At 72.3% G+C, this 14303-nt stretch carries 12 protein-coding genes; 8 read left to right on the top strand and 4 right to left on the bottom strand.

Going from position 1 to position 14303, the window contains the following annotated elements; all coding sequences use genetic code 11:
• Positions 1 to 15: 15 nt before the first annotated feature.
• Positions 16 to 960: a bifunctional riboflavin kinase/FAD synthetase gene (locus ABZ945_RS20715; protein WP_361271402.1), complete on the top strand. Its 945-nt coding sequence runs from the start codon at positions 16 to 18 to the stop codon at positions 958 to 960.
• 94 nt (positions 961 to 1054) lie between these two features.
• On the opposite strand, the gene ABZ945_RS20710 is transcribed toward ABZ945_RS20715, so the two are convergent.
• From ABZ945_RS20710 to eccE, 4 genes are all read right to left on the bottom strand, one after another.
• Positions 1055 to 4003, bottom strand: a complete 2949-nt coding sequence (locus ABZ945_RS20710) for an SCO5717 family growth-regulating ATPase (protein WP_361271399.1) — start codon at positions 4001 to 4003, stop codon at positions 1055 to 1057.
• A gap of 249 nt (positions 4004 to 4252) precedes the next feature.
• A complete protein-coding gene (locus ABZ945_RS20705; RefSeq protein ID WP_248636213.1) occupies positions 4253 to 4486 on the bottom strand; it encodes a DUF397 domain-containing protein in 234 nt (77 codons plus the stop codon).
• Between the two features lie 140 nt (positions 4487 to 4626).
• Entirely contained in the window at positions 4627 to 5349 is a 723-nt protein-coding gene (locus ABZ945_RS20700) for a hypothetical protein (protein WP_361271396.1), read from the bottom strand.
• Positions 5346 to 6539: a type VII secretion protein EccE gene (eccE, locus tag ABZ945_RS20695; RefSeq protein ID WP_361271553.1), complete on the bottom strand. Its 1194-nt coding sequence runs from the start codon at positions 6537 to 6539 to the stop codon at positions 5346 to 5348. The genes ABZ945_RS20700 and eccE overlap by 4 nt, the downstream gene beginning before the upstream one ends.
• A 428-nt stretch (positions 6540 to 6967) precedes the next feature.
• Between eccE and eccB the strand changes: the two genes are divergently transcribed.
• The 7 genes from eccB (at position 6968) to ABZ945_RS20660 (ending at position 14215) form a co-directional block, all read left to right on the top strand.
• Positions 6968 to 8494, top strand: coding sequence for a type VII secretion protein EccB (eccB, locus tag ABZ945_RS20690; RefSeq protein ID WP_361271393.1), 1527 nt, complete (start codon positions 6968 to 6970; stop codon positions 8492 to 8494).
• Between the two features lie 60 nt (positions 8495 to 8554).
• Complete coding sequence (gene mycP, locus ABZ945_RS20685; RefSeq protein WP_361271550.1) at positions 8555 to 9730, top strand: type VII secretion-associated serine protease mycosin; 1176 nt, start codon at positions 8555 to 8557, stop codon at positions 9728 to 9730.
• A gap of 241 nt (positions 9731 to 9971) precedes the next feature.
• Positions 9972 to 10343: a hypothetical protein gene (locus tag ABZ945_RS20680; protein WP_361271390.1), complete on the top strand. Its 372-nt coding sequence runs from the start codon at positions 9972 to 9974 to the stop codon at positions 10341 to 10343.
• A gap of 6 nt (positions 10344 to 10349) precedes the next feature.
• Complete coding sequence (locus ABZ945_RS20675) at positions 10350 to 12110, top strand: hypothetical protein (protein ID WP_361271387.1); 1761 nt, start codon at positions 10350 to 10352, stop codon at positions 12108 to 12110.
• A 180-nt stretch (positions 12111 to 12290) separates the two neighbouring features.
• Positions 12291 to 13403 carry a S8 family serine peptidase gene (locus ABZ945_RS20670; RefSeq protein WP_361271385.1) on the top strand — a complete coding sequence of 371 codons (1113 nt, stop codon included), beginning with the start codon at positions 12291 to 12293 and terminating at the stop codon, positions 13401 to 13403.
• 77 nt (positions 13404 to 13480) lie between these two features.
• Positions 13481 to 13840 (top strand): WXG100 family type VII secretion target, encoded by a 360-nt coding sequence (locus ABZ945_RS20665; protein WP_361271383.1) that lies wholly within the window; start codon positions 13481 to 13483, stop codon positions 13838 to 13840.
• 72 nt (positions 13841 to 13912) lie between these two features.
• Positions 13913 to 14215, top strand: coding sequence for a WXG100 family type VII secretion target (locus tag ABZ945_RS20660; RefSeq protein WP_361271380.1), 303 nt, complete (start codon positions 13913 to 13915; stop codon positions 14213 to 14215).
• Positions 14216 to 14303 lie beyond the last annotated feature (88 nt).

Here is a 14303-nt window from a genome sequence, read left to right as displayed (position 1 = left end):
CGAGGAGCGGTCACAGTGCAGCGCTGGCACGGCTTGGAGGACATCCCCCAGGACTGGGGGCGCAGCGTCGTCACCATCGGCTCGTACGACGGGGTCCACCGGGGACACCAGCTGATCATCGGACGGGCGGTGGAGCGGGCCCGTCAGCTCGGCGTCCCCGCCGTCGTCGTCACCTTCGAACCCCACCCCTCCGAGGTGGTGCGCCCGGGCAGCCACCCCCCGCTGCTCGCCCCGCACCACCGGCGGGCCGAGCTGATGGCCGGCCTCGGCGTGGACGCGGTGCTGGTGCTGCCGTTCACCGCGGAGTTCTCCCAGCTCTCCCCGGCCGACTTCGTGGTCAAGGTCCTGGTGGACAAGTTGCACGCCCGCGCGGTCATCGAGGGCCCCAACTTCCGCTTCGGGCACCGGGCCGCCGGCAATGTCGACTTCCTCACCGAGCTGGGCTCCACCTACGACTACGAGGTGGAGGTCGTGGACCTGTTCGTCACGGGCGAGGCAGGCGGCGGCAAGCCGTTCTCCTCCACCCTGACCCGCCGGCTGGTCGCCGAGGGCGATGTGGCCGGGGCCGCCGAGATCCTGGGCCGCCCGCACCGGGTCGAGGGCACGGTCGTCCGCGGCGCGCAGCGCGGCCGCGAACTGGGCTACCCCACGGCGAATGTGGACACCCTCCCGCACACCGCCGTCCCGGCCGACGGGGTCTACGCCGGCTGGCTGCTGGCCGACGGTGAGCGGATGCCCGCCGCCATCTCGGTCGGCACCAACCCGCAGTTCGACGGCAAGGAGCGCACGGTCGAGGCGTACGCAATCGACCGGATCGGGCTCGATCTGTACGGCCAGCATGTGGGCATCGACTTCCTGGCCTACGTACGCGGCCAGTTGAAGTTCTCCTCGATCGAGGAACTGCTGGAGGCGATGGCGGTGGACGTGCAGCGCTGCCGCGAACTGATCGCCCAGGCGTAGCCCCCGAGGGGTCGTGCCCGGCCCGTGACACGGACGAGGGTCCGCACCGGAGTGGAGACGGTGCGGACCCTCGTCCGTGTGTGGCGGTGACCGCCTACTGCGGGGGTGGCCCCTGCTGCGGTTGCTGCGGCTGCTGCTGGTCCTGCTGCGGGTACGGCTGGGGCTGGGCGTACGGGTCGGGGTAGGGGGCCGGTTGGCCCGGCTGCGGCGGATACGGCTGGCCGGGGTGGGGCTGCCCCGGTGCCGGCTGGGCCTGGTACGGCTGCCCGGGCGCGGCGGAGTATGGCTGGCCGGGGTACGGCTGCCCCGGGGCGGGGGCCTGCCCGGGCACCGGCTGACCCGGCAGCGGGGGAGCCATATGCGGCGGTACGGAGCCGTGGCCGTCGCCGGTCCAGAGCCCCTGCGCCTGCTGGGCCCGGGCGAAGTCCTCGGCCACCAGCGCCGAGAGGTTGAAGTACGCCTCACGGGTCTTGGGCCGCATCATGTCGAGGTCCACCTCGGCACCGGCCGCCAGATGCTCGTCGAACGGCACCACGACCACCCCGCGGCAGCGGGTCTCGAAGTGCTGCACGATGTCCTCGACCTTGATCATCTTGCCGGTCTCGCGGACACCCGAGATGACCGTGAGCGAGCGCCGCACCAGGTCGGCATACCCGTGCGCGGAGAGCCAGTCCAGGGTGGTGGAGGCGCTGGACGCCCCGTCCACCGACGGCGTGGAGATGATGATCAGCTGGTCGGCCAGGTCCAGCACCCCGCGCATGGCGCTGTAGAGGAGACCGGTGCCGGAGTCGGTGAGGATCACCGGGTACTGCTTGCCGAGGACGTCGATCGCCCGGCGGTAGTCCTCGTCGTTGAAGGTGGTGGACACCGCGGGGTCCACATCGTTGGCGATGATCTCCAGGCCGGACGGCGCCTGCGAGGTGAACCGCCGGATGTCCATGTACGAGTTGAGGTACGGGATCGCCTGCACCAGGTCGCGGATGGTCGCCCCGGTCTCCCGGCGGACCCGGCGGCCGAGCGTCCCGGCGTCCGGGTTGGCGTCGATCGCCAGGATCTTGTCCTGCCGCTCGGTGGCGAGGGTGGCGCCCAGCGCGGTGGTGGTGGTCGTCTTGCCGACACCGCCCTTGAGGGAGATGACCGCGATCCGGTAGCAGGAGAGCACCGGGGTGCGGATCAGGTCCAGCTTGCGCTGCCGCTCCGCCTCCTCCTTCTTGCCGCCCAGCTTGAACCGGGACGAGGGCGTACGGCTCGACTTGGCCTTCTGCTTGGCGTTGCGCAGCAGCCGGTCGGAGGAGAGCTCCACGGCGGCCGTGTAGCCCAGCGGCGCGCCCGGTACGGAACGCTCACGCTGGTCATGGGCGACCGACGTGGGCCATGCCGCCCCGGCCCTCGGGTCCACCGGGGGAGTGGGGCCCGCCTGCGGCTGGTCGGGGTGGTGCCCGCCGGGCTGCGGACCGGCGGAGTACCCGTCCGGCTGCGGCCCGTCCGGCTGCGGCCCGCCGGGGGGCGGGAAGCCGTAGCCTCCGGGCTGCTGGGCCTGCCCGGGCTGGGGGGTACCGGGGTGCGGGAAGCCGTAGCCGCCGGCCTCCGGCTGCGGGAGGCCGTACCCGCCCTGCGGCTGTGCCTGGGGCTGCGGTTGCGCGTAAGGCTGGGCCTGCGGCGGGGCGGGCATGGGCGGCTGGTCCGGGGCCGGCTGCTGCGCCGGGGCCGGGGCCGGGGCATGGTGCTGTGCCGGGGTGGGCTGCTGGGGCGCGGCCGGGTGCGGGAAGCCGGGCACGGGTGGTGCCTGCGGCGGCACCGCACCCGAGGGGCCGGGCGGTACGGGCTGGGCCGGCCAGGGCTGGCCGGGGCCGGGGTGGCCCGGCTGAGCGGGCTGGCCCGGCTGCTCGGGGCCCGGGAAGCCGTAGCCGCTCTGCGGGGCGCCGGGCGCCGGCTGCGGAGGCGCTGCCGGCGGCCAACCGCCCCCGTGCGGCGGCGCCGGAACCGGGCCGCCCGCTGGGGCGGGACCGGCCTGGCCGCCGTGGGGCGGCCACTGCGGGGCATCGGCCGGGGTGGCGGGCTGGTACGCGGGAGGCAGCGGCGGCAGCACCTGCCCGGGCGTCGCGGGTACGGGTCCTCCCGGGACGGGCGGAGTGACCGGCGGTTGTGTGACCGGCGGCTGGGCGGCGGGCTGCTGGGGCGCGGCCTGCTGCGGCACGGGGGCGCCGGGCACCGCGTCACCGGTGGCCGCCGCCTCACGCTCGGCCGCCTCCGCCATCTCGCGCTTCAGCGCGGCGGGGGAGAAGCGCATGGTGGCACCGCTTTCCAGATCCCCCGACCCGAAGGGGTCGTCGACCGGAGCGGGCGGCGCAGCGGGAACGGGCGCCGATGGAACGGACCGCGACGGAACGGACTGCGACGGCGTCTCGGTGACCGGACCACCGGCCCCGGCCGTCTCGGCGACCGGAGGGTCCACCGGCTCACCAGGAGCGGGCGCCGTCGAGGGAGCGACCCCCTCCGGCACTTCGGCGCTCTCCGGCACTTCGGCGCTCTCCGGCACTTCGGCGCTCTCCGGCACTTCGGCGCTCTCCGGCTCCTCGGCGCTCTCCAGCGCCGGGGCGCTCTCGTCCTCGGTGGCGGGAGCCACGGCGGCGGGAGCCCCTGCGGGTCCGGCCGGTGCATCGCCCTCCGGCGCCGCCCCGGCGGCGGCCACCGCAACGGCGTCCGTGCCCGCTCCCGTATCAGATCCCTGATCCGGGCCGTGGTCCGGGCCGGTGTCCGTACCCGCCGACGGCTGCTGCTCATCGGCGGCTGCGGCGCTCACGACCGGGGAAGCCGGAGGGGCGGGGGGCGCGGCCGGGAAGCCCTGCTCCGGCCCCGGCGGCACCGGAGCCTCGTCCGCCGGTGTCCCGCCGGCCCGCGCGGACTCGCCCGCGTTCTGCGTGTACCAGGCGGGCGGGGTGTAGTCGATGGTGAACTCACCCGTCACCTCGACGGGTTCCGCGTCGGACTCGTCGACGGGAACGTTCCAGTTCCCGTGGATGTCGTCGCGATCGCCGTTCACTTTGCCTCCTGGTGTGGTCGAGCGCCCTCGTCTTGGCGGGCGGGGGTGATCGACTGGCCGTCGATGGTCCCGGCTCTGCGAACCACCCTAAACGTCAGCCGATCCCGACCGGCAGCCCCGTCCCCGGCCCCTGCCGACGACCGTCTACCCGGCCCGGCGGCCCGCCATCGGTCCCGACCGGGCGCCCGTCATCTCGGGCGCCCGTCAGGGCCGGGCGCCCGTCACCTCAGGCGCCACCTCGGGCGGCCGTCACATCAGGTCGAACTCGCCGTCCCGCGCGCCCAGGACGAAGGCACGCCACTCCGCCTCGGTGTACCGCAGCACGGTGTCCGGGTCCAGGGACGACCGCATCGCGACCGCGCCCCCCGGCAGATAGGCGATCTCGACCCGCTCCTCGTCCGGGCTGGTGCCCGGGGCGCCGTGCCATTCGACATCGGAGATGTCCAGGGCGTACAGCTCGTCCTTCTCCTGTGCGCTGCCCATCGCGGGCCCCCTTTCCTCCGGGCGGTGCGGTGTGCCGGCGGGTGGTGCACCCTCCCCGGTGGCGCGTCCCCGCCCGGGCTCCGTGCCACCTGAAGCATCCCGCAGCATCCTAGGGGAGCCGAGGGGCGGGCCGGACCGGGTCAGTCCATCCGCCGGGGCAGCCCGAGCAGACCGGACTCGGCATCCGTGGGCGCGGTCATCACCCAGCTCCGCTCGGCACCGGAACACCAGAGGGTGACACCGTCGGCCAGCGTGGGCAGCGCGTCGACCTCCACCTGGGTCAACCCCAGTACGCGCCCGATGAGTTCACTCTCCTCCGGGGAGACCCGCTGGACGCCCACCAGGGAGGCCGACCGCATCAGCCGCGGGGCGACCGGGCTGAGGTAGGGCAGCAGGGTCAGCACCGACTGCCAGGGCGAGGCCACCACCCGGCCACGCGGCGGCCGCATCCCGCAGTCGCGCACGATGACCGCCGGGCTGCTCACCGAGGCGCCCATGGGCGGCACCCGCCCGACATCGTGCACGGTCACACAGGGCACCCCGGCGCCCGCCGTCTGCGCCAGCGCGGTCCACTCCCGTGCGCGGCCGGTCTCCACGGCGACCCGGGCGCCCGTCCCCGCCGCGCGCAGGGCGATCACCTGGGCCGTCCACAGGCCGCCGATCAGCAGCACCTCGTACGCGGTGGCCCGGTGGAAGCCGACCATCTGCGGGCGGCCCTGGGCGTCGTCCCCCACCACCACCCCGTCGTCCCCCACCGGCATGGCCAGCGCGCCGAGTTGGTCGACCGCCAGGAAGTGGCCCGCGTGCCGGGGCCCGAACATCCCCCGCAGCCCTCTGGCCCCCGTCCCGAGACTGGTCCTCATCGGGCGCCTCCCAGCGGCAGCGTCGCCAGTACGCCGGGCAGCTGCTCCCGGTCCAGTCGGAGCAGGCCCACCCGCTCGGTGCGGCCCGCCTCCTCCAAGGCCCTTCGTACGTTGACCAGTTCGGTGTCGGAGCCGCCGGTGACCCGGAGGTGGCAGGCCAGCTCCACCGTCCCCTGGCGGGCTCCCCGCCGCAGGGTCACCGACAGGGTGGTGGCGAAGGCGGGGACGGCGGTGAGCCGGGAGACCAGGGCGGGCAGCGGTACCGCGGCGCGGCCCAGCCTGGGCCAGCGCCCCACGGCGTACGTGGTGTGCCAGCGGTCGTCGCAGCGCCACACCCGTGCGGTCTCCGCCGTCCTGCGCGTCCCGGCCACCCCGGCTCCTTCGGCACGTCCGGCCAGTCGCGGGCTGGCGCAAGCCGCCATGGCCAGTGCGGAGTTGACCTCCTCCTGGTCCAGGACGACGGCCTGGAAGCCGGTGCCCGACAGCCGGCTGGCGACATGGTCGGCGAGCCGGACCAGGCAGCGCTGGGCGCCCTCCACACCGCCGCCCCGGGCGGCGACCGCCTCCCGGCAGAGCTCCGGGTCGAGCTTGACGGCTACCCAGGTCACCCGCAGCGCCGGGGTGCTGGTCTCCTTGTCCCGCTGGAGCGCGGCGTACGACACCCGGGCCACCGACTGCTGGGGCAGATGGGGCGCGGGCGCCGGGCGCACCTGCTGGACCAGCTGGACCGACTCCGGCCGGATGTCGTCCACTTCGAGCGCGCCGCCCAGTACCGAGAGGGGCAGGGCACGGGAGCCCGAGGCGGGGCGCAGCGACCGCCCGCTCGCCTCGACCCGTACCACCGCGGTGAGGAAGGTGCCGTCCCCGAGCATGCCGACCGTGCGCCGCTCCCGGTCCACATAGGGGTACGGGCGCAGCCCCGGCAGGCCCTCCGCGACCACGGCCAACGCGGGGTCGGTGTCCGCGGCCGCCGGACGGGTGGCGCGCCGGCGCCCTCGCAGCGCGAGCGTCGAGCTGAGCCAGTCCTGGACGGGCCGGCCGCGGCGGCGCAGTACGGCGAGGAGGACGAGCAGCACGGCCACCGAACCCGCCGCGACCAGCAGCGGCGTACCGCCGACCGCCAGGGCCACCGCGACCAGCACCAGGGCGAGTTCGACCAGGACCAGCTGGCGCAGCTCCACCGGGCCGATCCGGCCGGTGGCCGAGAGCGGGAGGAGTGAGACGGACGCCGGGGTGCCGCCCGGGGCGGGCGCCGCGGATGTGGCCTCGCGCCGCCGTCCCCGGACACGGCCCGGGGCCGGTCCACCGCCGGTGTGCCGCTCGCGCGTGCGCGTCCCGGTACCCATCGCCGCCGTCTGCCCCTGTCTGTCCGTGGTGCACGTCCGTCCGTGGCGCACGGCCCGTCATCACCGCGTATCCGCTGTATCCGCTCGCGAAGTGTGCCGGTCCGTCCGGTCGTTGTCCCTACCGGCCCGCCCGGGCGCTCATCGGCCGATCACCCTACCTGAGCGCGGTCCCCCGTCCGGCGGCAGGCATAGTAGGGGCGGCACGGCGGCGCCCCAGGCCTCGGCGAGCCCCGGGAGCCCCCGGGCAGAGGGACAAGGAGCACAGAGACCAGATGGCATCGCGACGGGATGAACTCAACGCGTACACCTTCGCGAAGCGGCGGCTGGTCGCGCAGTTCACGCAACCCAGCTCCACCGGTTCGGAGGAGGGCGCGCCCCGCCCGCTGCGCGGTGTCCTGCCGGGGGCGATCGTCGCCGTCGTGGTCCTCGCGGTGTTCGCCGCCTGGGGCATGTTCAAACCGGTCGCCCCGCAGGACTGGGACGAGCCCGGTCAGAACGTCATCATCGCCAGCAAGTCGACCACCCGGTACGTGGTGCTGCGCACCGGTGACCGCAAGCAGCTCCACCCGGTGCTCAACATGTCCTCCGCCAAACTGCTGATGAAGCAGGACGGCGGAAAGGTCGTCAACGTCGACGAGTCGGTGCTGGACAGCGGGAAGATCCCGCACGGCGCCACCCTCGGCATCCCCTACGCGCCCGACCGGCTCCCCGACGCCAAGGAGGCCGGCACGGCCAAGCGGTGGGCGGTGTGCGAACGCCCCGGCCAGGGCGGCCGGGCCATCCAGAAGGCCACCTTCGTCTTCGCCCAGCGCGACGAGCGGCGCACCGACGACCGCGACCGCCTCACCGGCGGCGAACTCCTCTACGTGGAAGGCCCGGACAAGACCCGTCACATCGTCGACGCCGGCGGCACCGCCTACCCGGTCCAGAACGACGAACTGCTGCTCCGCCAGCTCGTCGGCCAGCACCGGACCGCCCAGCGCGTCTCCGACGCCTGGCTGAAGACCCTCCACCGGGGCGACCGGATCACCTTCCCCACCGTTCCCGGCGACCCGGGTGCGGACGCGGACGTCCCCGGCAGCCTCGATCCGGCGCTGCGCAAGGTCGGCATGGTCCTCACCGCACCCGACGGCACCCGCCGCCAGCACTATGTGGTCCTGGCCGACCGGGTCGCGCCCGTCTCCGACTTCACCGCCAAACTGCTCCTCAGCAGCCGCCCGTTGATGATTCTGGGCCAGCACAGCCAGGCCACCCCGGTCGATCCCGGCGCCATCCTCCCGGGCGCCGCGTTCCACGCCGACATCCGCTGGCCCCAGCAGACCCCCAGGCCGGTGAACGAGGCCTCCACCGCCGAGGGCAGCCGCAACACCGTCTGCAACGTGCTGCGCGGCGTCGACCGGGACAGCGGCTCCACCACGCTCAGCACCTGGTCCGGCGACGACTTCCCGGCGCCCCTGCCCACCGGCTCCAGCAGCGCGTACGTCACCCCCGGATCCGGTCAGATGTACCGGCAGTTCACCGGCTCCCGCACCGACACCGGCTTCCTCTTCCTGGTCACCGACACCGGACTGCGCTACGCCCTCCAGTCCAACGGGGACACGGCGACCGACGACGCCGGCATCGGCTCCCCGGACTCCGCCAAGGAGCGCGAGGCCCAGGCCCTGGAGGCCCAGCAGGCGCAGAGCCGACTCGGCTACCAGGACGTCCCGCCGCTGCCCGTACCGGCATCCTGGTCCGCCCTGCTCCCGACCGGCCCCCGGCTCTCCACGGGCGCCGCCCGCCAGCCGCAGGGCTCCTGAGAGGCGGCCGTGATTTTTTCCCCCTACGCCCAGCGGCTCGCGCTGGTGGCGGCCGCCGCCCTGGCCACCCTGGTCTCCGTCTTCACGTCGCCCACCGCCCGCGCGGACACCCCCCAGCAGTGCTCCTTCCCCAACAAGCCCTACGAGGGCCGCCCCTGGTCCCTCCAGCGGGTGCTGCTGGACGAGGTGTGGAAGCAGTCCACCGGCCAGAACGTGCGCGTCGCCGTCATCGACACCGGCGTGGACGTGAAGAACCCGCAGCTCACCAAGGCCGTCGACACTCGCAGCGGGATCAACCTCATCCCGATGAAGGCCAAGGACGCAGGCGGCGACCCGGTGGAGCGGGGCAAGGAGAACGGCACCACCGACACCGTCGGCCACGGCACCAAGGTCGCCGGGATCATCGCCGCCCGGCCCGCCGAGGGCACCGGCTTCAGCGGCCTCGCCCCGGATGCGACGATCATCCCCATCCAGCAGAACGACGCCTACGGCAACGGCACCGCCGAGACCCTCGCCACCGCCATCCGTCATGCCATCGACGAGAAGGCCGACGTCATCAACATCTCCCAGGACACCGCGAAGGCCCTCCGCCCCGCCCCCGTCCTGGAACAAGCCGTCGACGAAGCCCTCTCCCGCAACATCGTGGTCGTCGCCTCCGCCGGCAACGACGGCCTCGGCGGCAATGTGAAGCGCACCTACCCCGCCTCCTTCAAGGGCGTCCTGGCCGTCGCCGCCTCCGACCGCAACAACGAGCGGGCCCAGTTCTCCCAGTCAGGGGACTTCGTGGGCGTCGCCGCGCCCGGCGTCGACATGGTGAGCACCGTGCCGGGCGGAGGGCACTGCGCCGACAACGGCACCAGCTTCGCCGCCCCGTACGTCGCCGGGGTGGCCGCCCTGCTCAAAGCCAAACACCCCGACTGGACCCAGCGGCAGATCGTCGCCCAGATCCAGCAGACCGCCGAACGCTCCACCGCCGGACACGACCGGCTCGTCGGCTGGGGCGTGGTCGACCCGGTGCGCGCGCTCACCGAGGACGACACCCCGGTCGAGAAGCCGGTCGCCCGCGAGGGCATCACCCGCGCCGAGGCGCCTGCCCCCGGCGCGTACCACCTCGGCGAGACCCCCGACCAGCGCAACGCCCGCCTGGCCACCTATGTCATCGTCGGCGGCGCCGTCCTGATCGCGGCCGTCTCCGGCGCCGCCATCGCCGCCCGCGACGCCCGCCGCCGCGCCTGACGTTGCACTCGCACGGTACGGAACTGAGCACCCGCGAGGGTGGCTTGGGCCCGCCCTACCCATTGGTTCGTTGTCATACCCGGTGGCTAGAGTGGCGGAGCGCACGTCGTGAGCAGTTCCACGACAACAGAAGCAAACGGGGAGGAACGGGCATCGTGCTCGACGCGGCAGGTGACGGGGGGCGTTGGCGGTGACTGATGTCGTACGCGGCGAAGGTGCGCTGCGAGCCTTCAAGGCACAAGTGGACAGACTCCTGACGGAGTTCGAGGGCGGCGCGGCCGGCAAGACCAGGGTGGCCGATCCGGGAGTGACCCGCGACTCGCTGGGCACGGGCATGTGCTTCGCCGAGGCGGACGGTTTCTACACCCAGTACAACCGGGTCCACCAGTCGCTCCTCACCCTCTCCAAGTCCCTGAACGACCAGATCGAGCTCTACCGGCTCGGCGTCCACGCGGCCGACGTCGGCTACGACGACGTGGACGACGACACGCGGCGGAGCTTCCACGCCATCTACACGAAGCTGGACAAGGCGTGGGACAAGGCGCAGGGCGGCGCGTCCGCGCCGGAGCGCGAGCAGAGGGACGCTCCCAACGTGACCAAGGACATGGGGTGACCGCCGATGACTGAGCCCAAGCCGCCGGCACCGCAGACCGCGGACCAGCGCCACGAGCAGGTGGAGGACTACCAGCAGGCCTTCGACACGGCTGCCGAGAGCGTGACCAAGAAGGTCGCCGCCGTCCAGCAGCTGCCGTTCTTCGGTGTCTTCGGTGGACGCACCTCCTTCGAGGACGTACCGCTCAATTCCATGCTGGACCTGCTCGACAGCGCCAACCCGGCCGACCTGTCGGAGGCCGGCCGCAGACTGCAGCGGGTCACCGAGGCGCTGAACGATGCCGCGAAGCAACTGGACGGCTATGTCCGCGCGACCGAGTGGAAGGGCGCGGGCGCCGAGGAGTTCCGCCGCTTCGGCAGCGAACTGACCACCTACACCTACGGTCTCGGCACGTTCGCCAACGCCGTCGGCGCCCAGATGGAGATCGCCGCCACCGGTCTGACGTCCGTCCGCAACTCGGTACCCCCGCGTGACGGCCGTCTCGTCCAGAAGCGCCCCGAGGACTTCCCCCTCATCGAGCGCGGGACGGACAACCCGGACTACCAGAAGGCCGTCAAGGTCGAGAAAGACCGCCAGGAGGCCATCAACCAGATGAACCGCCTGGCCTCCTTCTACTCGGTCTCGGAGACCATGCTCGCGGCGCAGGAACCGCCTACGCTTCCGAAGCCGCTGGGGGCGGCGGTGCCGCCGCCATCGGGTTTGAAGAACGACGAAGCCGCTCCGAGTGGGGGATCGACGAGGCACTCAAACCTCGCGGGTAGGACTCCGTTGGAAGGCGGCACTGTACGGATCACCACCACTCAGTCGGGTGACATCCCTGTGCAGACGGATCTCACCCAGGCAAGGCCGATCGAAGCCATCGGAGGCGGCCAGCGTACGGAGATCAACAGCGTTGGGCCGCTGGCTCCTCCGGCGCAGCCACCGACGGCGACGCAGCTGCCTGCAACTGGTCCGGCCGCTACGGGTGCCGTGCCCCCTCACATGGTGGGAGGGGTACCTCCGATCAGGCCGGCCAAGGCCCCGCCCACTGCTGGTGGGACCTCTGGTGTACGACGCCCAGGCGGCATTCCGGGTGTCAACGCGACGGGCCGACCTGCAAACGCGGTCGGTGGCGGCTCGGCCAGGGGAGGGACCGCCGCAGGCATGGCCGGACGTCCTGCAGGGGCGTCCGGTAGCCGAGGTGGATCGGCTTCGGCGACGGGCCGCCCCGGAGGACCCGTGGGCGCTCACGGCGTCGGTAACGGGTCCGGTGCCGCCGGACGAGCCGGGATGCCGGGTGGTGCGGCCCAGGGGCCGACGGCGGGTCGATCCGGCGGTGCCGTGGCTCAGGGGGCCGGTGGCCGCTCCAGCGGTGGGGCCTTCGGTGCTCGGGGCTCGCAAGGCGGGATTGTGGGAGGTACACCACAGCAGCGCCCTACCACCGGTACAGGATCACGGGTTCCTCGGGGCACCGTCATCGGTGGTGAATCCGCCGCGGGAGGGCGCACGTCAACCTCCCGTCCCATGCCGGGTGGAGTGATCGGCGCGCAACAGGCTGCGGGCTCCTCCCGCTCCACAGGACGTGGCACTGCCAGCGTGAACGGAGTTGTAGGCACTCCGAAGGGCGGCCCTCAGCCAGACAGCACCGCCGGAGGCACGCGCGGCAACAGGCGTCGCGGAAGCAAGCAGAACGACCGGAACGAGGCAGCTCGTCCGGACTACCTGACGGAGGACGAGGAGACCTGGGCATCCAGGCGCAGGAATATCGTCCCCCCGGTGATCGACTAGGCACGCGGAAGGTCCGAAGTCACCATGACGCCAGCAACCCATCCGGCTCCCGTACGACGAGCGAGGCGTGTCCGCCACTGTGCCGTCGCCGCGGCAGCCGCTTGGACCATGACGGCTGTCGGCCCTGCCGCCGCCGCTCCCGCCGCTGATCCCCAAGGCAGCCAGTGGTACTTGGACGCTATGCACGTCGACGAGATCTGGAAGTCGACGAAGGGGGAGGGCATCAAGGTCGCGGTGATCGACAGCGGCGTCAATGACTCGGTGCCCTCCCTGCGGGGTCAAATCCTTTCCGGTCGGGACTTCACCGGTGTCAAGGGTGACGAGAAGGATGACTACACCGGTCACGGAACCACGATGGCCGAACTCATCGCAGGGACTGGCAGAGGTGGTGGCCTGCAAGGGCTGGCCCCCGAAGCCAAAATCATTCCTTACCGGGTGGCCGACACCGAGATGCAGAACAACAACAAAGTGAACGCCTTCGACATCAGGCAGGCCATCCGCGCAGCCGCCGACAGCGATGCCCAGATCATCAGCATGTCGTGGGGCAGCGAGTACTACAGCCACGATGTTCGTGACGCCATCGAGTACGCACAGGCCAAGGGCAAGTTGTTCTTCGCCGCTGTCGGGAACTCGGGTGACAAAGGAAACGCGGAGTCCTATCCGGGTGCCTACCCCGAGGCGGTCGCCGTAGGTGCGACCACTTCGGAAGGCAGAGTCGCCAAGTTCTCTCAGCACGGTGACAAGGTCGACATCTCTGCTCCTGGAGCAGATCTCCTGGGCTGGTGTGACGAGACGTTCACGCGATACTGCAAGATCCAGGGCACCAGCGGGGCCACCGCTCTAGCCTCCGCCACCGCCGCCCTGATCTGGTCCAAGCACCCCGAGTGGACCGGCAACCAGGTCCTCCGGGTCATGTTCGAGTCAGCAGGCCGCGGCGAGAACTGGGAGCCCGGCACGGTCAGCCGCCAAGTCGGGCACGGTGTGGTCCGTCCCAACGCCCACATCACCCGCGGCCTCGGCAAGCCCGGCGACCCCGACGTCAGCCCGGACACCGGCAAGCGCGTCGGCGGCAAGCCCGGCTCCGCGTCGAAGTCCCCGACTCCCGGCACCTCCAAGCAAGCCCCCGACGCCGCCCCATCCGGCGACAACCCCGCCCTGGCCGGCTCGGCGAGCGGCAAGGCCGACGACTCCGGCGGCACCAACTCCGCGTACCTCATCGGCGGAGCCATCGCGGCCACCGCCGTCCTCGCCGGTGCGGGCGCACTGGTGGCCCGCCGCCGTCGTCAGGCCTGAGCAGTCCCTCGACACCACCTCGGGCCGGTCAACCGACTGGCCCCCTCCACCAACGAACCCAGCAGAGGGAGAGGAACATGGCAGTCCAGAAGGTCAATGGCGTCAATCTCGTCAGCCTGCAGAACGAGATCACCGAGTCCTTCAATGACGTCAAGGGCCAGCTGCAGAGCCTCCAGGGCGTCATCGACAGCCTGGAAGGCAACTGGCGAGGCATCGGCGCTGGAGCGTTCGACGTCAAGCAGACCCAGATCAACAACGGCATGGTGCGTATCGGCAAGCTGATGCTGATCTTCCAGGAGGCGATCGAGGCCACCCGTGTGATCGCCGGCAACACGGACGACGACGTCGAGCGTGCGCTGCGCGGTATCGACGTGGTCGACGGCTACTCCGGTGACGCGGCCGCGCAGGCCCGCACCTCGAACCTGTCCAGCTACTGAGCGCCGCCGAGCACCCGCGCTCCTCAGCCACATCACCACCGCCACACCACCACTGCCTCATAAGGAGTGAACGTGACCAGCAAGTTCGACGACGGGACCATGGTCGTCACCTACTCGTCCCTGGATGCCGCGTCGCAGACGATCAAGGCCCAGGCCGAGCGCCTCTACTACTCGCTGGAGGGCATCCAGGCGAAGATCCGGCAGATCTCCGACACCTTCGAGGGTGAGGCCCGGACCGCGGCTGACGCCAACCACGCCAAGTGGGACGCGGAGAGCCGCGCCATCCTCCAGTCCCTCAAGGCCATCGCCAAGGCCGTCGCCGAGGCCGCCCCCGCCTACCAGGCGGGCGACAAGCGAGCCGCCGGCTACTTCTAAAGTCGGCCGGTCACCATCACGAGCATCAGGGCCGGAGTGGGCAGTGCGGGAGGTGCCCACCCCGGCCCTGTGTCGTCTCTGCGTACAG

It is taken from the genome of Streptomyces sp. NPDC046887 (genome assembly GCF_040644755.1).
GTDB classification, from domain to species: Bacteria; Actinomycetota; Actinomycetes; order Streptomycetales; family Streptomycetaceae; genus Streptomyces; species Streptomyces lichenis.
Note: the sequence above shows the minus strand (reverse complement) of the source record. Positions and strands in the feature narration are given on the sequence as shown.

Excerpts from the sequence above, each read along its gene's own strand:
- ABZ945_RS20705 (WP_248636213.1), bottom strand. The coding sequence starts at position 4,486 with ATGGGCAGCGCACAGGAGAAGGACGAGCTGTACGCCCTGGACATCTCC.
- ABZ945_RS20670 (WP_361271385.1), top strand. The coding sequence starts at position 12,291 with ATGCACGTCGACGAGATCTGGAAGTCGACGAAGGGGGAGGGCATCAAG.
- eccB (WP_361271393.1), top strand. The coding sequence starts at position 6,968 with ATGGCATCGCGACGGGATGAACTCAACGCGTACACCTTCGCGAAGCGG.
- ABZ945_RS20675 (WP_361271387.1), top strand. The coding sequence starts at position 10,350 with ATGACTGAGCCCAAGCCGCCGGCACCGCAGACCGCGGACCAGCGCCAC.
- ABZ945_RS20665 (WP_361271383.1), top strand. The coding sequence starts at position 13,481 with ATGGCAGTCCAGAAGGTCAATGGCGTCAATCTCGTCAGCCTGCAGAAC.
- ABZ945_RS20700 (WP_361271396.1), bottom strand. The coding sequence starts at position 5,349 with ATGAGGACCAGTCTCGGGACGGGGGCCAGAGGGCTGCGGGGGATGTTC.